Origin of the sequence: Flavonifractor hominis (assembly GCF_040095835.1) — a bacterium.
Lineage (GTDB): Bacteria > Bacillota > Clostridia > Oscillospirales > Oscillospiraceae > Flavonifractor > Flavonifractor hominis.
On the sequence record NZ_JBBMFT010000004.1, the window covers coordinates 1 to 18,980 of the forward strand.

The window sequence follows — 18,980 nt, forward strand, 5'->3', positions numbered from 1 at the left end:
GACTGAGCGCCCTCCACGCTCCAGGTTACGGTCTGGTCGGGCTCGTTCTCGCCCTCCACCACGGCGTTGAACTGCTGCTCCTTACCCACCTGCACGCTGGCGGTGGCGGGGGAGACGGTCACGCCGGTGACCACGGGCTCATCGGCAAAGTCGATGGTGATCAACTTCTCACCGGTGACCCCGGAGCCGTCGTTGGCGGTGGCTACCACCTTGACCACGCCCTCCGCCTCGCCGGCGGTCAGCAGGCCGCTGCCGTCGATGCTGGCCAGCGCGGTGTCGCTGCCGTCCTCGGCGGTCACGGACCAGGTCACGTTCTTGTCCGTGGCGTCCTCCGGCAGTACGGCGGCGCTCATCTGCAGGGTGCCGCCGGCCTCGGTAATGACGTCGGCCGGTGCGCTGACGGTGATGGACGCCACCTTCACGTCGGTCACGTCCTGCTCGAACACGGCGGTGACGGTGACGTTCTTGGCGGGCATCTGGAAGGTACCTTCCTCGGACACCGTCACATCCTCGCTGGTCCACTTTACAAAGTGCCAGCCCTCAGCGGCCTGGGCGGTCAGGGTCACAGTGTCCCCCTCGGCGGCCGCGGTGGGCGCGGCGGATGCGTCGCCCTCGCCCTGGGTCTTTACGGTGACGGTGTACTGCTCGGGAGGCACCGGCTCAGTGTTAACCACATCCACACAAATATCGTCGTACCAGACCGTATTGGCACTACTATTGGGCATACCCAAGGTTACCCGGCCAATGTTCTGAACACCAGAAGTTCCCAAGGGAATATCCTGGGCTACCAGAGTTCCGTCCACCGACACGTCCATATTCCCCGCAGCAAAATCGACATATACGTCAAAGGTATACCAGCGCCCTGTCTCATAAGAGGGCAGCAGCAGGGGCGTGTCGGTCTGGTTCAGCTCCACCTGGCCGGAGGTACGGAAGTCGATCTGGGCCACCTTGCTGCCTGCGGCACTGTAGGCGATAAAGTAGGCACCGGTGCTGGCATCTACTTTTATCCGGCCGGAGAAGTGGACCAGGCCCTCGGCGGGAGTCGCCAGCGTGCGGGTGGGCAAGACAGAACCGCCCGAGACGCTGGATGCCTGCACCAGCTTGGCAGCCATCCCATCCCCGCTGGATTCCGCGGTAAGGGTAATGGCGTCGGGGTTGCGGTTGGGCACATAGGTATCTTTCAGGTCCGTGCCGGCGGAGAGGTCCTCAAAGGTATCGGCCAGGTAACTCTCCAGCCGGTAGGCAGGCACGGTCACACTGAGGGTAACGCGGCCCACAGTATCGCTGGTCTGCTTTTTCACCAGCAGGGTGATATCCACCGACTCCTCCCGACCGGTGGGGGAGATACGGCCGTCTTGGGCAATGATGCTGCCGCCGTCCTCGATCTCCACGCTAAAGCCAGTCGGCATCTCGGGCAGGGTCAGGAAGAGATCGCCCACGGAAATGTCGTCCAGAACAAGCTCATCCGCAGCGTCCTGGGCAGAATAGCCCGGCACGGTCACATTCAGAGCCGTAGTGACCGCCGTGCCCTCCTCGGCAAAGCGTTTCTCCACCTGGAAGACCAGGGTAACCTCTGTGTCCGCGTCAGGAATCTGAATGGTTCCGTCCAGCGCGATCACTTCGGGCAGGGAGCTGGAGGTAATGCTGATACGGAATCCTTCCGGTACCTGGGGCAATGTTAGCTCCGTGGCACCCCGGGCGGGAGCGTCCACCTGGGTGATGCTGTCGGCCACATCCTGAGCGGAATAGCCGGCGGGTACCGTGACAGTCAAAGGTGCAGTACGAGCAGTCGTGCCATCGGAAAGACGTTCCACCTGGAAAGTAAGGGTCACGCTCTGGTCTTCCTTTGTGCGGGTGATGGTGCCGTCCAGGGCGATGACGTCGGGATTGGAGCTCTCAGCAATGGTGACTGCATAAAGCGCACCCACCTGAGGCAGGGACAGGGTCAAATCGGTATCGCCGATGGGATCCACAGCGGTAATGGTATCGGCCACCTCCTGAGCGGTAGGCTCCTCAGGAGCAACCGTGCCGTGGATGCTCAGGTTGTCCAGAGTCAGGGTCTGGCCGGAGGCGCGGGTACCGGCCCGGAGAGCGGTGACCGCGTCGCCCTGGTTGCGGAAGTCCAGGGTGATGGGAGCATTGTCGTCCACCTGGACGGTATACTGCTGGGTGATGGTGTCCAGCGTCAGGGTAATGTGGTAGGTGCGGCCTGCTTCATAGTTTTCCAGCACGGTGATCATGTTGTTGTTGCCCTGGTCCATGGCCAGGATACCCGTGTCGCGGAAGTCCAGTTGACAGAGGATGGCACTGCCGTCCTGCACGATGAAGAAGCAGCGTTGGTTGGCCGCAGCCAGGGTCAGGTCGGCCTCCAGGATCATCTGGCCGGCGGTGACGGGCTCCGACAGGGTATGGGTGGAGTCGCCGTTGCTTCCCGAGACGGAGAGATTCTGCGCTTCTTCGTTCCAGGTGGCGCCGCTCCAGCCGGAGGAGACGTCGGTGGAGAAGTCCTCGCTCCACAGCAGTTCCGTCTGAGAGCTGCTCTCGGCCACTTTTACGATGGTAGCGGCGGAGAGCACCTTGTCGGCAGTCTCCACAAGGATGCGGGTGGTGCCGGCGGATACGCCGGTGACCGTGCCATTCTCATCTACGGTGGCGATAGCTTCGTCAGCACTGCGGTAGGTGAGTTCCGAGACGTCATAGGGGCTGACGGCGCAGCTGATGGTACCGGTCTCACCCACGCCGATCTGGAGCAGGTCGGTGGCAGTGATGCTGTAGCGCATGTCCTTCATGGCGTCGTCCAGCGGAGAGCAGTAGACCAGGCCGTTGGAGAGGGAGTCCCGGGTCTTGGCATAGAGGGTGGGGCAGCCCTTATCCTTGTTGTCCTCATAGAACTGCTGCCACTCCGCCCACAGCCGCTCATACTCGTCCACCGCCTGCTTCATCTCCGGAGGATAAGCGGTACCGGTCTCGTCAGCCACCTTCTTGGCGGCGGCGGCGATGTGCATCTGCTCAAAAATACTGAAGAGATAGCGGCCGTACTGGGTGGTCATGATGATGTAGTCCTTCACCGAGGTATCCGAATCGATGAGCTTTTGCTCATACAGGCTGTCGTCCAAATTCTCGGCGATCTCCACCATCTCGTTCCACAGCTGGACGCACTCGGCCTTTTCGGCCAGCATCTCATCGATGGCGTCGTTTTTATAGGCAGAGTTGATGTTGTTCCAGAACGTGGTGGGGTTGATGCCGTCGTCCCGGGTCCACCACACGTCCACATTGTAGGCGCTGGTATCCCGGGCACGGCCCAGCAGCACCGCACGGGCGGACTTGAGGCACAGAGTGTAGAAACTTTCCGCGTCCTTATCGCCCATGCCAAGCACGTCCTTGGCGTACTGGAGCACCAGTTCCTTGTCGGTCTTGGAGGTGTCTTTGGCCCACTGGGTGACGACGTAGGCGTTCAGGTCATCCCACATCTCGCTGCCATTGGGCACGGCGATGGACTTGTCGGTGCGGTCATGGTAGGGGTCGTCCTCGTTGTCGTTGGGGTAGCCGGGACCGTTGATATAGGGACCGGCCCAGCCGCCGCCCCGGGACCAGGTCCACACGCCCTTGATGAGGCTGCCTTCCACGTTGACCACGTCCCGCAGGGACTGGTTCTGGTCAGGGCTCATGGACCACTCGTATTCCTCGTAACCGTTGATGACGCCGTCGCCGATGTAGTTGGGATAGGCGCCCTTACCCTCATATTCCCGGGCTGCCTGTACTTCTACAATCTGCTGATGCTTGCCGATGTTCAGGCACTGGTTGAAGGCAATGGTGCGGTGAAAATCGCCTGCTGTATGTTTGACCGCAAAGTAAAAATTCTCATGCGGCTCCAGCTGATTACTGATGGCCAGGTAGGTAGCAGGGTTGTTCTGAAATGCGCCGAACCCCCAGGTGCGGTAGATGATTTCCTTGTCCAGCTTCTCGCAGATCTCATCCCGCAGGTACTTCATCAGAATCAGGTGCGTGGACGCTTCATCCCCCATGATGGGGTTGTTGCCGCTGTGATAGGGGATGCCCCAGCCGGCGCCGGTATAGGTCTCGCCATAGCGGACGTAGATGCCGTCCACCAGGGAGTTGCCCTCCGCGTCCACCAGTTCCGTGAACATCTCCTCATACATGTAATCCATGACTGTCTGGGTCTCGGCCTTGCGGATGTCGATCTTACCGTCAGTCAGGATATCAGGGCGGTCGGTCTTGAGCTTATTGGGCAGCACAATGATGTCCTGCATGAAGTAGACCTTCTGGCCGCCTTCCTTGGCCGCCGTATACAGGCGGATCAGGTCGGCCCGCTTCTGCTCCACCCAGGCACGGGACTCGCTGCCAAAGGGGAAGACCTTTTTTTCATTCTGGGCCTGTACCTCCGGATCATCCGGGGCAGCCTCATATTCCTCCTGAGTAAGCGTGATGCCGTTAACTTCTTTGTCGTACGTATCCCACAACAGGCCGTACTGGGCGGCCTCAAACAGCGAGAAGGTCATGCCGTCGTAACCACGGGCGGTCATGAACGCCGGATCGTTGTACATGGACTGATAACCCACCTCGCCCGGATTATCGGTCACCATGTCATGGGTAAACAGATCGGTACGGGTAATCTCGTCCGCTGCTTCTGCCGGAGCGGCCCCCGCTGCGGGGAGCACCAGGGAAAGCTGCAACGCCAGTGCAAGCAGAATTGCCAGGGTACGCCGGATGGGATGCTTCATTGAGAATCCTCCTTCAAACCACATTTTGCCGGGGCGTATTATGCAGGTATTTCCATTTGCGGGACAACAAAAGTTTCGCGGTTCATCACACTCCTGTTTTATATAATTGTCAAATTTTTGCCCATAGACTATTTGGTTTTCTGTGCACTCTCTACTGGAATTCTACCATTCCTATCAAAACACGTCAATAGTTTCTTTCTATTTTTGTTTAAATCGCAAAATAAAACAGCGGACCGCCCCAAAGGGGGCGGTCCGCTGTTAACACCTGTTCTGCCGTGTGTTACGTTCCGTCCTGGCCGTTTCCCTTGTCTGCGGCGGTCTTCTGCACCTGGGTGCCAAAATAGAACGCGATAATTACAGTAAACACTGTAAGAAACTGGTCCACCTGGACCCGTCCCGCCACAGCCAAATAGGAGAAGACGGCAGTGAGGACGATGGTCACGATGCTCTTTACATCTATCAGCCGTGCCAATCGTGCCTTCATACCGTACCTTCCTTTTCTTCCAGCAGCCCCAGGCGGTCCAGCCACACGATGGCCTGGAGGTTAACATCATAGACGCTGACCGCTCCAGTTTCCGGGTCAGCCTGGATCAAACCCTTATGATACGCCTTTTCGGCGCTGGGCCGGGCCCAGTCAGGCATATCCTTAAACCAGTGATAAATCTGCACTTCCTCTTCCTCCTCGCTGTGAAGTTGATACAGCGGCATATCCGGCGGATAGTTCCCTGCGCGGATCATGGCGCTGGTATATTTGCCGCCCTGGCTCCACTGGAGATGAGGCCGGTCAGGGAAACTCTTCCAACGGCCGCCCCACTCAAATCCCACCAATTCTCCCAGCTCTCCGGCCTTTTGGAAAAAGGTCAGATCGGAATACTCCTTTCCTTTGACATTCTGGCAGAAGTCAAAGGCCAGCCCCGCTTTCTCACCATGAAAGCTGGGAATCGGGGTGGCGGCGGTACCCTGCTCGTAGCAGTACCTCTGGTACTCCTCGTCTCGCACTGTGCCTGTCACCAGCACGGCCAGTCCGGCAGCTTTGCACAGCTCCAACCAGGCACGGCAGTTGGCCGCCACATCGCTCCGCAGGGCATCAATATCCCGGCTGTTTCGCATATTGGATCGCCTCCTTTGCAGACCGGGCCCCGGCTTACGCCGTCAAAAGCCCGGTCAATTCAGTATATTCCTCCCGTGTGAGTTTGTCGGCAGCAAAGAAGATGTCCAGCTTTTCCTCCATCCCCTCGGTGTTGCCCCGCTCGATCATCCGCTTGAGTGTCCGATACAGCATGTCAATTTACCCCCAATTCCAGTAGTGTCAGACGGTATTCGTGGTCCACCAGCATAGCGTCCACATCATCCTGCAGCGTATGCTCGGGTTGGACGGGCTGGGGTGATTGGCCAGGTGTAAAACCGGTCAGTACGCCATCCAGTATCTCTGGCGTACCATACCCACCGCAGGCCCATATGGTTTCCTCCAGGTCCGGCGGGACCGCAACCCAGCCTTCCAACCAGCACTCCGTCCGATGACTTTGCGCCTGGAGTCGGTGCCCGCCATCCGGCTGGGCTGCTATTTCCATAATGCTCAACATATGCCTCCTCCTTTCCGGCGCGCTACAACTGCGCCACTGTACCTTTCTGGGAAATGGGGGCCATGTTGCATGTTTTCGTGCATAAAAACGCCGAAAGACGGGGATGCCGGTCCAGCATCCCCGTCTTTCGGTGTGTGAACAGAGAGAAGAGAGAAATGAAAAAGGTTTGTCGTGTATTGGTCTTCCTGACGATGTTTATTCTACTCGCATCTCTGTGTCCAATGGTGAACGGATTGTGAACAAGAAATAAAAGTATTATAAAGAAATTCAACATTTTTGGAAAAGATGCTTCCTTTTCGTTTCTTACATGTGGCATCTGGTCTGTATTCCTGCTTCATTCGCAAACGAACGGCCGCCGGAAGTTCCGGCGGCCGTTCTGAAGAAAAGGAAAGGAAGAACGCAAAATCAATTATTCCTGGTTCTGGGTAAAGCGCATGAGCATCATGGCTACCTCAGCGCGGCTAGCAGTGCCCTGGGGATCCAGAACAGAGCCGTTCTTGCCGGTGAGGATGCCCTCAGCCACCGCCCACTCCATGCCCTCCTGTGCCCAGGCGGACACGGAAGCGGCATCGGCAAAGCCGGTCAGACTGCCCTCAGTGGCGGGGGAGCCGGCGTAGCGGTAGAGCATGACAGCCAGCTGCTCCCGGGTGATGGTGGCCTCGGGGTTGGTGCCGTCGGTGATGCCCTCGGCTACCGCCCAGGCCATGGCCTTCTCATACCAGGTGGCCCCGCCGGTGGTATCCACGCCATCCAGGCGGGCCAGAACGGTGAAGAACATGGCGCGGGTCATCGGCATTTCAGGGGAGAAGGTAGTATCAGAGGTGCCGTTGAACAGGCCCTCGCTCACCACATACTCCACAGCCTCGCTGGCCCAGTGGGTGGCAGGCACGTCGGAGAAGGTCGGGTTCTCAGGCTCCGTGGGCTCACCGGGATCGGTGGGCTCGGTGGGAGGCGTGGTGTTCTCGTCCTCGGCATCGCTGCCATCGTTGTAGGAACCAACCTGCACCAGGCACTCGGCGGTGTAGCCGCCGTCGTTGGTGGTCACGGTGACGGTGGTCATGCCCTCGCCCACTACGGTGATGTAGCCCATGTCGTTGACGGTGACCACATTCTCATCGGCACTCGTCCAGGTGACGCCCTTATCGGTGGCATCGCCGGGCTCTACGGTGGCGATGAGCTGCTCGCCCCGGGGCCCGAAGTTGGAGTAGAGGTACACACTCTCCACATTCAGCTTCACGCCGGAGACCTTCACCGGTGCAGCGGTCACGGCAACCTGGGCCGCGCCGGAGACAGTGGGATCTTCTGCCGAGGTGGCAATGACGGTAAGGGTCTCGGCGGTCTCATCCTCAGCCACGGTCAGCAGACCGGTGTCGGAGATGGAAGTGGTCTCAGACTGAGCGCCCTCCACGCTCCAGGTCACGGTCTGGTCGGGCTCGTTCTCACCCTCCACCACGGCGGTGAACTGCTGGGTGGTACCCACCTGCACGCTGGCAGTAGCGGGGGAGACGGTCACGCCGGTGACCACAGGGGGCTTTTCCAAACCGGCAAAGGTAATGATGCGGGACTGGCCGCGGCTGCCGGTCACATCTACCGTCAATACGGTGGACGTCTCGGTCTGCTCCACGCGGATGGTATCATCGCCCGTCAGCACTTCGCCTGTCGGGAAGTCCAGCGTGATGGTGATGGCTCCTTCCGCCTTGTTGGTCACGTCGGTCACCGACACCACCAGATTGCCGTCGTCATCCGGCCCAAACATCACGCTGGCCGGACGATCGGCGGAAACCTGCGCCTCCGGGCAGGACCCGGCTGCAAAGAAGTTGGCCGCAGTGATGTCCAGAGTCGTCTCCCGCACGGCATGGATCGTCTCCGTGTTGGCGAGGATCTCCACATCGGGGGACGCGCTGTAGGCTGCCGTCTCTTCCTCGCTCTTGCCGGGCAGGATCACGTACTGATAGGACGCCCCCTCGGGATTGGTTCCGTGCTCCAGGTAAATGGTGATAAAGCTGTTGGTCACGTCCTCATCGTAGTAGAACTTCTCGTAGGTGTTCATGAGGGTCCACTTCTGGGTACGGGTCTCCCGCAGGCCGGTCACATCCGCCCCACCGGGGAACACGTAGCCCACATCGGCCCCTTCCACGTTGCCCTGCATGTGGATGTAATTTACATCCTCATGCACGCCGGTAAACTCATCCTCCCGGGCAGGGGTCTCAGGCTGCACGGTCAGCACAGCGTATTCCAGCTTACCGGCGGTATCGTTGCCGCCGCGGGTCCAGCCATCGGGAGCCTCGCCGCTCACACCGCTGTCAAAGTCCTCGCTCAGCAGCACCTGCTCGCCGGCAGTAAGGACCAGGTTGTCATAGTAACCGGTACCGGTGCCGCCGTTGGGCGTACCCAGCAGAATTCCATCGATCTTGGCGTCCGCCATCAGCAAAGCTGCGTTGGTCAGATCCACCGGCTCACCAGTGATATGGTTGGTGGCATTGGTGATCTGCTTGCCGTCCAGGTAATAGTGAGCCTGCTGGGCGTCCAGATCCACCACCAGCTTCACATGGTGCCACTGGCCCGCCGTCAGCGCTGCCTGATTGGACACGCCATCCTGGCCGCTGCCGCTGGTAGAGACCCGGTAGGCCAGCGTGTTATCCCGCACGATCAGCTGGGTGACCAGCTGATCTCCCGAGACGAGGGAGACCGACAGGAAGTTTGCATTATCAGGGAAGTACGCGTCGTACTCCAGGGTCAGAGTGCCGCTGCTCTGCTCAGCAAAGCTCCGGGTGGCGGAGGTATTTTTCCCCGCCGTATTGGATGCAATCATCAGAGTCTTGTACTCCACCGGGTCAGGCTGCTCAGGGGCCTCGCCCAGCTGTTGTACCTTTCCGTCCACGGTGACGGTGTTGCTCAGGTCCAGATTTGCTTTGTAGTTTTCCACAATAGTTTCCACCGGATTGCCGCTGGTGGAGGAGATATCGGAGCCCAGAAGCACCGCTTCATCGTCAAAGAAGAAGTAGGACTTCTTGGAGTGGGCACCGTTGCTGATCTCAAAGGCGGTGGCACCGTACAGGTCAAACAGGTCGGTGCCGCCTACAATGTCCGAGCCGTTGGTGGCGCCGCTGCGGAAGTTGGAGGACTTGTTGTACCGGTCCACCGTGGTGCCCGGCAGGCGCTGGTGGTCCACCGTGCCCCAGAAGTTGTCGGCGTATTTTTCCTCGTCGGTGTTGTAGAGGTAGAGCATGCCGTCAGCGGTATGCCACATGTTCTTGCCCTCTTCGTTGACCACCTCATAAGTCCGGGCGTTCCAGCCGCACATGGCCAGGCCGAACGCATAGTTCTCCGTGTGCTGCACTACCCGGTCCATGCTGGGGAACTTGTAGTAGCCCACCAGCGGACCACGGGGCTGAATGCTGTTGTCAGCCAGGATCTCCTTGCCCATCAGGATATGGGGCAGAGCCACATAGTACTCCAGGAAGAACCCGGTGTCATCCTTAAAGATGTATCCCCGATCATCCTGCTCCAGGAAATACTTCACCATGGACAGCGCCCGTGCCTTCTGCTCGCCTTCCATCGCGTCGGTCAGGGTAATAATGGCACGAATGACCTGCCGGCCGGCAATGTGATCCTGACCGCCGGCCCGGGAGATTTCACGGTTGCGCACCATGTCCATCATGCCGGTGTTGTAGAGGAAGGGCTCATAGGAGTCGAAGACGGCGTTAAAGAACATCTTTTCCGCTCCGTCCTCATACTGGATGGCATAATCGGTACCGGCCAGCACCGCCACCATGGGAGCCATGGTGACGATAAACGCCTTGCCGTAGCCGCCGGTATAGGGGTAGTAGGTATGCTGGATGTAGGAGCCGTCCTCATAGAAGCCGTCGCTGGAGGTGACATACCCCAGTTCCTTCTTCACTGCGGGAGCCACGCTGGCCAGTTTCTCGGCATCCTTGCGCAGGATGGAGTTTTCAGCCACCACGCTGCACTTCCAGATGCGGTTGGCGCCGGTCATATCGTCCGCCTTGGGGGAATAGTGGTCCACCGAGGCCGTAAAGTTCTCGATCTGCTCTGCGTCCAGTTCGTCATACATCAGCACCAGCAGATCCAGATACCGCAAGGGGGTACCGATTTCCCAATCGTACCAGTTGCCCACGCTTCCGCTGGTGGTGCTGTACTTATTGTCATCATACATGAAGTCCATGGCCGCCACGATAAGATCCCGGGTCTGCTGGTCCTCAAAGCGCTCGCACCCCTTGGTGCGATAGGCCAGCGCCAGGCTCTTGAGCCGGTCATAGGTCAGCGTGCGCTGGCTGGAGCCGGTCTTGTTCTGGGCTGTCATGGGGTAGTCGGTAAAGACCATGTGGGCCGTCATAAAGGCGTTGTAATAGTCCTCATAGCTGGTCCCGCTCACCGGTACCAGCTTTTCCATAATATCGTTGGCATTGGTATCCAGAGTGTCAATGTAAGCGGCGATGTCGGGGTCCGTCTCATCGAAGTCATTATTGCCGGCAATCTGGTAATACCACTTGCCCCGCAGCATATCAAACTCATCCATGCCGACCCAGACATGGATTTCGGCCCGCAGCTGCTGGGTGTTCGTCACCGACGCTCCCAGCACCAGATCGCCGTAAAATACGTACTCTCCCGCCTCATTGGGATCGTAAGTTTCACAGTTCCACTGCTCCACGCTCAGATTGCGGGTCACATCTCCGGTCAGGGTTACCTCTACCTGAGCAGGCAGAGACAACTGGTCCGCCGTGGTGCCAAGCTCTACCTGAACGTCCTCCGGTTCCGTTACGGACAGCACGTCGCGCACCACCGCATCGGCCTGTACCGTGACCTGCACCGAGGCGGTAAGCGCCTGGTCGTTCAAATAAGCTCCGCCGGTACGCAGCGTACCGGTCACAGTCTGCTCGCCTTCCTGACCGGAGAGGTAGCTCTCCGAGGACCAGTCCACTGCCAGTTCAGCGCTCTGCCCATCCTCCAGGGTGACCTGAACCGTCTCCGGCAGACCCAGCTCTTCAAACGCAGTACCATAAGGCACTTCCATGGGGGCCGGTTGGGTCACACCGGTGATTTTCCGGGCCGCACCCGGCTCGATGGCCAGATCATCCACACAGATCGTGCCGTTGTAGCCGCTGGGCGCCGCCACACGGATGCTGCCAATGGCCTCACTGCCGCTGTTGCGGAATGTAGCATCTGTGACCAGTTCCTCACCATCCAGCCACAGGGAATAGGTCTGCGCGGCAGTATCCACCCGGATCTCCAGCTCATACCAACGGCCAAGCTCCAGTTTTGCCAGGCCAATGGTGCTGCCGGAAGAGGTGCCGGGCCGGTGGCCCAGCTCGCTGGAGGTGTTCATGATGCTCACAGAAGGCGTGGTAGTTGTGCCCTTATAAAGATGCACGCCCGCAGAATTGGGCAGTCCATCCGGATTGAGAGCCGCATCATCCGGGAACTGTACCCGCAGGCTCACCAACGCCTCTCCTTCAATGCTCTGCGGCAAAGTCAGAGTAGCATGGGCATCCTTCTTGTATTCCGTGGCCGAGACCGCCAGGAAGTGATTCCCATCCTCTTCCTCCATCACTTTTACCCAGGATGTCTCCGGATCGGTACCGGTACCGCCCGCTGTCCATCCGGCCGGCACCTCGCCCACGGCATCCTGTTCAAAGTCCAGGCTGGGCTCCTCTGATGCCTGTACCGACACCTCCGGTTCATCGGAAACTACGGTCACAGCCGGTTTTTCCTCCGGATCCTCCGCTGCCAGCCCGCAGGGAGCTGCCAGAGGCAGGACCAGCAGCAGGCACAGCACTGCCGCCAGCATTCGTTTCATCTGTTTCACGTTCATTTCTCCTCCTTTTCCGGTCGCGGCCACGCCATAAACTAGGGCGTCGTCTTGGTTTTCCTTCTTCCTGTTTTCCGTTAACGTTTACTTAATTATATAGACCCATTCCTTTTCTGTCAACCCAATTTATGATAATGCCGGTTTATTATCTTTTATTATTTTGACATATTTTTGTCTTTGTATCATTGTTGTAGCCGTAAACGTTTTCGCATTTTTCGTAAAATCCATTGACATTTTTCTTTTCTTATTTTATCATAGAAACAACCGCAAGAAAAAGGAGGATTTCCATGTCCAAACAGCGGCCTACGCTTAAGGATATTGCCCAGTCACTGGGCGTCAGCGCCACCACGGTGCACCGGGCGCTCCAGGGAAAGGAAGGGGTCAGCGCCCTGATGAGTGAGGAGATCCGGCGGCGTGCCATGGAAATGGGTTACCGAACCAATTACATGGCCTCCTCCCTCAAACGTAAAGCACAAAAGCTGGCCATCGCCTTCCCGGAACCTACCCTGGACAACCGCTATTACTATATGAGTCTGTGGCGAGGAGTACGAAAATTTTTTCGTGAGGTTTCCGAGTTTCATGTGGAACCCATGGAATTTTATTACCCACTGGCGCCAGGGAGCAATGGCGCCATTCTACGGGAAATCTATGAGCACTATGCCGGTGAGATCGCCGGGCTCATTACCATTGCCACCGACCATCCTCAGTCCTCGTATTTTCTAGAGAAACTAGCAGCAAAAGGGATCCCTATTACGCTGGTAGGCGCCGATCTCTACTCCGAACAGCGCCTGTGCTGCGTCAAGGCCTACGATGAAATGGCAGGCAGTCTGGCTGCTGAACTGCTCACCGCGTTCCAGCCCAAAGACCTCTCCGCCCGGGTACTGGTAACCGGCAACCCCGTTGGCTCCTTTGCCATGCTGGATCAGTATTACAACATGACGGGGTTTGAGAGTTACCTGCGCGCCCATGCGCCGGGTGTGACCCTTCAGACGACCTACCATTCCGATGTGCATGTCTCCGAGCAGCAGCTGCGCACCCTGCTGACCCAGGACCCGGAAGTTCTCGCCATTTATTCCACCAGCGCCCGGCACACTGTGATGATGAGCCTTCTGGTGGAGGAGTTGGGTCTTCAGGGCAAGGTTCGCCTCATTGGCAGCGATCTCTTCCCGGAAAGTCTGGAGGCACTGGAGAGCGGTACTCTGACCGCGATTGTGGATAAAAAAGTCCCTCTCCAGAGCTATCGGGCGGCCCAATATCTGTTTGACCATGTCATCAAAGGGGCCTATCCACCCAGCGGGACCATTTTCATTCCCCCTTCTGTGCTGCTGCACAGCAACGGCTCGGCCGATGCCTCTCAGGCATTTCTCCGCTGAGTCCCACACCGGGCAAAAACGGCCGCATGCCCGCCCGTTTTCCCCCTGTGATCTCCAGCACTTCTCTGGGAGAAGGCGTCCCATTCACTGTCTTTTCCTTCCGAAAACAGATTGTCAAAAAATTAAGGTACTGCCCGGAGAACATCCGGGCAGTACCTTTTTCTTTTCCCCATCCTTGCGGAAGCAGCGTACCTGCCGCCGCGTTTACAGCTCTCCCGGGTCGTCCGGGTGACCGCCGAAGGCTTCCACCGCACGGGCGTCGGCCTCCCGCTTCTCCTCGATAGCCTCCTTAAGGAGCATATCCTTCACCTTCATCAGACGGATGGTGTTGGAACGCTCGTTTTCGTCCAGCTTCATGGAGATATACTTGATCGCCTCCTCCATCTGAGGGATCTTGACATACTCCAGGGCATTGACCCGGCGGCGGGTTTTTTCGATCTCCTCAGCCAGCAGCTGGGAGGTTTTTTCGATCTCGGCCAGCTTCAGCATATCCTGAAAGACTCCGGACAGGGCCTCCACCGCACCATCCAGCTCGCCGGAGGTCGCAGCAAAGCCATAGGGGTAGATCTCTCCAGGCTCCTCGCTGCGGGTCTTGAAGTGGTACTGGGGCACATTGACGCTCATGATATTCTGGAAGGTCATATCCAGTTCCACGCTCTGCTTGGGATACATGAGGGACTGCTCCAGCATCTCGGTGGACATGAGCGCAGAGGCCACGGTGAAGGAACCATGCGCGCGAGCCAGGCCCTCCTCCACCTTTTTCCGCAGTGCCCGGTTCTCCCGCACCACATCCATGAACTGTTTCATCAGCTCATCCCGTTTATCCTTGAGCAGCTTGTGGCCCCGGATGGAAGTACGCAGCCGTCCCTTCAGCCTCGTCAGCTCCTGCCGGGTGGGATTCACGTTAATCGCGGGCATGGATCATCCCTCCTTTTTGGGGAGGTATTTCTCGATATATTCCGGCTTGATCCGCTTCAGTTCCGCCTTGGGCAGCAGGCTCAGCAGCTCCCAGCCCAGATCCAGCGTCTCCTCGATGGAGCGGTTTTCATCGTTGCCTTGGGAGACATAGCGCTTTTCAAATTCATCAGCGAACTTAGCGTACTGCAGATCGGTGGGAGACAGAGCGGCCTCACCCAGGATGCTCATCAGCTCCTTGTTCTCCTTACCGGTGGAATAGGCGGCAAACAGCTGGTTCATGGTGCCAGCATGATCCTCACGGGTCTTGCCGGGACCCACGCCCTTATCCTTCAGACGGGACAGGGAGGGCAGCACGTCCACCGGCGGGATAACGCCTTTGCGGTAAAGTTCACGGGAAAGGATGATCTGTCCCTCCGTGATATAGCCGGTCAGGTCGGGAATGGGGTGAGTCTTGTCATCCTCGGGCATGGTGAGAATGGGGATCATGGTGATGGACCCCTTCTTGCCCAGCTGACGGCCGGCCCGTTCGTACATGGTGGCCAGGTCGGTGTACAGATAGCCCGGGTAACCACGGCGGCCGGGGACTTCCTTCTTGGCCGCAGACACCTCGCGGAGGGCCTCGGCGTAGTTGGTGATGTCGGTGAGGATGACCAGCACGTGCATATCCTTCTCAAAGGCCAGGTATTCCGCGGCAGTAAGCGCCATACGCGGAGTGGCAATACGCTCTACCGCCGGGTCGTTGGCCAGGTTGGTGAAGAGCACCGTGCGGTCGATCGCGCCGGTACGGCGGAACTCCTGCACGAAGAAGTCGGATTCCTCGAACGTGATACCGATGGCAGCAAACACCACGGCAAAGTTGCCGGCGTCGTCCCCCAGCACCTTGGCCTGGCGTGCAATCTGGGCAGCCAGTGCGGCGTGAGGCAGACCGGAACCGGAGAAAATGGGCAGCTTCTGACCGCGGACCAGGGTGTTAAGCCCGTCAATGGTGGAGATACCCGTCTGAATAAACTCGTTGGGGTAGTCCCGGGCGGCGGGGTTCATAGGCATACCGTTGATATCCCGGTACTCTTCCGCCAGGATCTCCGGCCCGCCGTCGATGGGCCGGCCCATGCCGTTGAACACCCGGCCCAGCATATCCCCGGACACAGGGAGCTGGAGGGGATGGCCCAAAAACCGTACCTTGGACTGGGCCAGATTGATACCGGCAGAGGACTCAAAAAGCTGCACCACTGCGTTGTCTCCGTTGACCTCCAGCACCTTGCAGCGGCGAATACTGCCGTCGGGCAGCTCGATCTCCGCCAGTTCGTCGTAGGTAACGTCCTGTACCTTGCGCACCACCATCAGAGGGCCGTTGATCTCCTGGATCGTGCGATATTCACGAATCATTCCTCAGCACCTCCCTTGGCGATGACCGCCTCAATTTCTTCCTCCATCTCCCGGGCCATATCAGCATAGACGGCGACAAACTGATCATCGGGTACGCTCTTGGCCCGGCCCATCTTCTCCCGGAAGGGGATGGTAAAGAGCTCGGACGCCACAGCCCCCTTCTCAATGGCCACTCGGCAGAGCTTATCGTAATCCAGGATCATGGAGAGCATCTTATCCTGGCGCTCATAGCTGGAGTACCAGTCCACCTCCATGAAGCCGTTCTGCTGCAGGAAATCCTCCCGCAGCATCTTAGCCGTCTCCAGAGTGAGCTGGTCAGCGGGGGAGAGGGAGTCCTTGCCCACCAGCTGAACGATCTCGTTCAGGCTGGCCTCCTCCTGAAGGATCGACATGGACTTATCCCGGTTGACCATGAACTGGGGCCCCAGATTCTCGTCATACCAAGGCTTGAGGGAGTCCAGGTACAGGGAGTGGGAGTTGAGCCAGTTGATGGCGGGGAAGTGGCGGCGGTAGGCCAGGGAAGCGTCCAGCGCCCAGAACACCTTGACAATACGCATCGTAGCCTGGCTGACAGGCTCAGACAGGTCGCCGCCGGGAGGAGATACCGCGCCCACAGCGGTGAGGGAGCCGCGCCGATCCCCTTCAGAGCAAATACACTCCACCATGCCTGCCCGCTCGTAGAACTGGGCCAGGCGGGAGGAGAGGTAGGCAGGGTAGCCTTCCTCGCCGGGCATCTCTTCCAGACGACCGGACATCTCACGCAGAGCTTCGGCCCAGCGTGAGGTGGAGTCGGCAATGACGGCCACATCGTAGCCCATATCACGGAAATACTCAGCAATGGTAATACCGGTGTAGATGGATGCCTCACGGGCGGCCACCGGCATGTCGGAGGTGTTGGCGATGAGCACCGTGCGCTTCATCAGGGATTCGCCGGTACGGGGGTCCACCAGTTCAGGGAACTCCCGCAGCACGTCGGTCATCTCGTTGCCGCGTTCGCCGCAGCCGATGTAGACCACGATATCCACGTCGGACCACTTGGCCAGCTGGTGCTGCATGACCGTCTTGCCCGAGCCGAAGGGGCCGGGGATGGCGGCAGTGCCGCCCTTGGCCACGGGGAACATGGCGTCCACGATCCGCTGACCGGAGAGCAGGGGGGTCTTGGGGGGATATTTGTGCTTATAGGGTCGGCCTACACGCACAGGCCACTTCTGCACCATGGTCAGCTCATGGCGCACCCCTCGCTCATCCACCAGTACCGCCACCGTGTCCAGCACGGTGAAAGAACCGGCCTGTACCGACTCGATGGTACCCTTCAGGGTGGGAGGCACCATGATCTTGTGGAGCACCACGCTGGTCTCCTGCACGGTTCCAATCACATCGCCGCCGGAAACCTTGTCGCCCGGCTTGGCCACGGGAGTAAATTCCCATTTCTTCTCCCGGTCCAGGGCAGGCACTTCCACGCCGCGGGGCAGGTTGTTGCCCCCGGTCTTCTTCATGATCTCCTCCAGGGGACGCTGGATACCGTCGTAGATATTCTCAATGATACCAGGGCCCAGCTCCACAGACAGGGGGGCGCCCGTGGTCTCCACCACTGCGCCGGGACCCAGGCCAGAGGTCTCCTCATACACCTGGATGGAGGCAGCGTCGCCGTTCATGGTGAGGATCTCACCGATCAGGCGCTGCTCACCCACCCGGACCACGTCGGCCATATTGGCGTCGGTCAGCCCGGTAGCTACCACCAGCGGACCGGAGACCTTAACAATTTTTCCGCTCAATGTTTCAACCTTCTTTCTCGTCGGGGCATGGGGCGCCGAAACACGCCGCCCCTTACGGCTCTTACAGAATATCCGCGCCCACGGCCCGCTCCACGGCCCGCTTGACGTTGGCCATGCCGATGCCCAGAGAGCCGTCCTTACCCGGGATCAGAATGATCGCAGGGGTCAGCTCATCCTTGTAGCGCTCCAGCTCCGCCTCCATGTGGGCGGCATACTGCTCGGTGAGATAGATCACCGCGTAATTCTCTTTGGCCAGTGCGTGGAGGGTACGTCTGGCCTCCTCCACGTCCTCTGCCGGGAACACATCCAGCCCCAGGGCCTTGAACCCCAGTACACTGTCCTTGTCGCCCAGCACGGCAATACGATAATTAGACATAGGCTTCACGCAGCCTTTCCCGGATGATATCCGCATCCAGTCCCGCCATACGGCCGGACAGGATGGTGCGGATGGCCGTAGCCTCGGTCTCCCTGGCGTACAGGTAACCAGCCACCGCCTGCTCCCCGAAGGGGATACGGCGGGCTTGGGTCAGGTAGGCCATGACGGCGTCGTCGCACATGCGTTCAAACCCAGTGAGCTCCCCGCTGCCAGGGGCAGTCAGGGCAGCACCTGCGGCAGCTGCCTCGCTCAGCGGTCCGCCCCGGAACACCGTGGCCAGATCGCCGCCCCGCCGGTCGGTCAGGGTACGCACCTCCACATTGCCGCCGGGCAGAAGCACCTGGCTGAGAAACTCGCTGCCTTTGCCCATCCGGGCGGCCCGGACGGCCGAGCGCAGGTTGGTGGCGTCGATAAGCAGACGCACATAGCCCTGCAGGAACGCGCTGCCGGTGCCTTCGGCCGCCGCGCGCATCTCCTCATAGCAGGCCGCATCCAGCACGAAATCAGCCAGCTGTGGGTCTCCTCCGGCGCTGAGCACCTCCTTGGCCTGAACCACCGCTCTGCGGAAGGGATCGGTGAAGTCCCGCAGACTGTCTCTCTGAAATGCCTCGTGGATCTGGGCGGCGGACCAGCGTCCACCATCCATCAACAGCCGATCGGCTTCGATCCCAAGGGCGGCAGCCTTCACCAGGGTCTTGGCATTGTGATAATCATATTTTATCTGGAACACTTCCACCAGACGCCGGTCGGGCACCGCGCCCTTGAGCTCCCGGTAGAGGGCCTGCCGGGCCTTGGAGAGCATCTCGTCCAGCCCTCGGTTGGTCAGAGCGGGCAGCTCTTCATAGCCGCACTCGGCAAGGACCTTCAGCGCCTCGTCATCGCTGCGGGCCTCCAGCATCCGCTCCATCCGTTCCCGGGTCACCAGACGGTTCTCCATGGCGCGGATGCGGGCAGATATAGTCAGATAGTCGGTATCTTTGATCTTAGACAACGTTCT

12 protein-coding genes are annotated in these 18,980 nt (G+C 59.3%); 1 reads left to right on the forward strand and 11 read right to left on the reverse strand.

Annotated features, from left to right (window positions below):
* From WMO45_RS07665 to WMO45_RS07690, 6 genes are all read right to left on the reverse strand, one after another.
* The coding region (locus WMO45_RS07665) for an Ig-like domain-containing protein (RefSeq protein WP_349140015.1) at positions 1-4,742 on the reverse strand (4,742 nt) is incomplete at its 3' end.
* A 280-nt stretch (positions 4,743-5,022) separates the two neighbouring features.
* Positions 5,023-5,226, reverse strand: a complete 204-nt coding sequence (locus WMO45_RS07670) for a hypothetical protein (RefSeq protein ID WP_349140017.1) — start codon at positions 5,224-5,226, stop codon at positions 5,023-5,025.
* Positions 5,223-5,852: a M15 family metallopeptidase gene (locus WMO45_RS07675; protein ID WP_349140019.1), complete on the reverse strand. Its 630-nt coding sequence runs from the start codon at positions 5,850-5,852 to the stop codon at positions 5,223-5,225. Before WMO45_RS07675 ends, WMO45_RS07670 begins: the two co-directional genes overlap by 4 nt.
* 34 nt (positions 5,853-5,886) lie before the next feature.
* Positions 5,887-6,024, reverse strand: a complete 138-nt coding sequence (locus WMO45_RS07680; RefSeq protein WP_349140021.1) for a hypothetical protein — start codon at positions 6,022-6,024, stop codon at positions 5,887-5,889.
* 1 nt (position 6,025) lies between these two features.
* Complete coding sequence (locus tag WMO45_RS07685) at positions 6,026-6,325, reverse strand: toxin-antitoxin system toxin subunit (RefSeq protein WP_349140022.1); 300 nt, start codon at positions 6,323-6,325, stop codon at positions 6,026-6,028.
* 409 nt (positions 6,326-6,734) lie between these two features.
* Positions 6,735-12,143: a polysaccharide lyase family 8 super-sandwich domain-containing protein gene (locus WMO45_RS07690; RefSeq protein WP_349140377.1), complete on the reverse strand. Its 5,409-nt coding sequence runs from the start codon at positions 12,141-12,143 to the stop codon at positions 6,735-6,737.
* A gap of 299 nt (positions 12,144-12,442) precedes the next feature.
* Between WMO45_RS07690 and WMO45_RS07695 the strand changes: the two genes are divergently transcribed.
* A complete protein-coding gene (locus WMO45_RS07695) occupies positions 12,443-13,528 on the forward strand; it encodes a substrate-binding domain-containing protein (protein ID WP_349140023.1) in 1,086 nt (361 codons plus the stop codon).
* Between the two features lie 204 nt (positions 13,529-13,732).
* Here the strand turns inward: WMO45_RS07695 and WMO45_RS07700 are convergent, their stop codons facing one another.
* The 5 genes from WMO45_RS07700 to WMO45_RS07720 all read right to left on the reverse strand — a co-directional run bounded on the left by WMO45_RS07700 (position 13,733) and on the right by WMO45_RS07720 (position 18,974).
* On the reverse strand, positions 13,733-14,446 hold the full coding sequence (locus tag WMO45_RS07700) for a V-type ATP synthase subunit D (protein ID WP_349140025.1): 714 nt from the start codon (positions 14,444-14,446) through the stop codon (positions 13,733-13,735).
* A 3-nt stretch (positions 14,447-14,449) separates the two neighbouring features.
* Positions 14,450-15,832: a V-type ATP synthase subunit B gene (locus tag WMO45_RS07705; protein WP_349140027.1), complete on the reverse strand. Its 1,383-nt coding sequence runs from the start codon at positions 15,830-15,832 to the stop codon at positions 14,450-14,452.
* Positions 15,829-17,607, reverse strand: coding sequence for a V-type ATP synthase subunit A (locus WMO45_RS07710; protein WP_349140028.1), 1,779 nt, complete (start codon positions 17,605-17,607; stop codon positions 15,829-15,831). The genes WMO45_RS07705 and WMO45_RS07710 overlap by 4 nt, the downstream gene beginning before the upstream one ends.
* 61 nt (positions 17,608-17,668) lie before the next feature.
* Positions 17,669-17,983 carry a V-type ATP synthase subunit F gene (locus tag WMO45_RS07715; protein ID WP_349140030.1) on the reverse strand — a complete coding sequence of 105 codons (315 nt, stop codon included), beginning with the start codon at positions 17,981-17,983 and terminating at the stop codon, positions 17,669-17,671.
* Entirely contained in the window at positions 17,976-18,974 is a 999-nt protein-coding gene (locus WMO45_RS07720; RefSeq protein WP_349140031.1) for a V-type ATPase subunit, read from the reverse strand. Before WMO45_RS07720 ends, WMO45_RS07715 begins: the two co-directional genes overlap by 8 nt.
* Between the last annotated feature and the right edge of the window lie 6 nt (positions 18,975-18,980).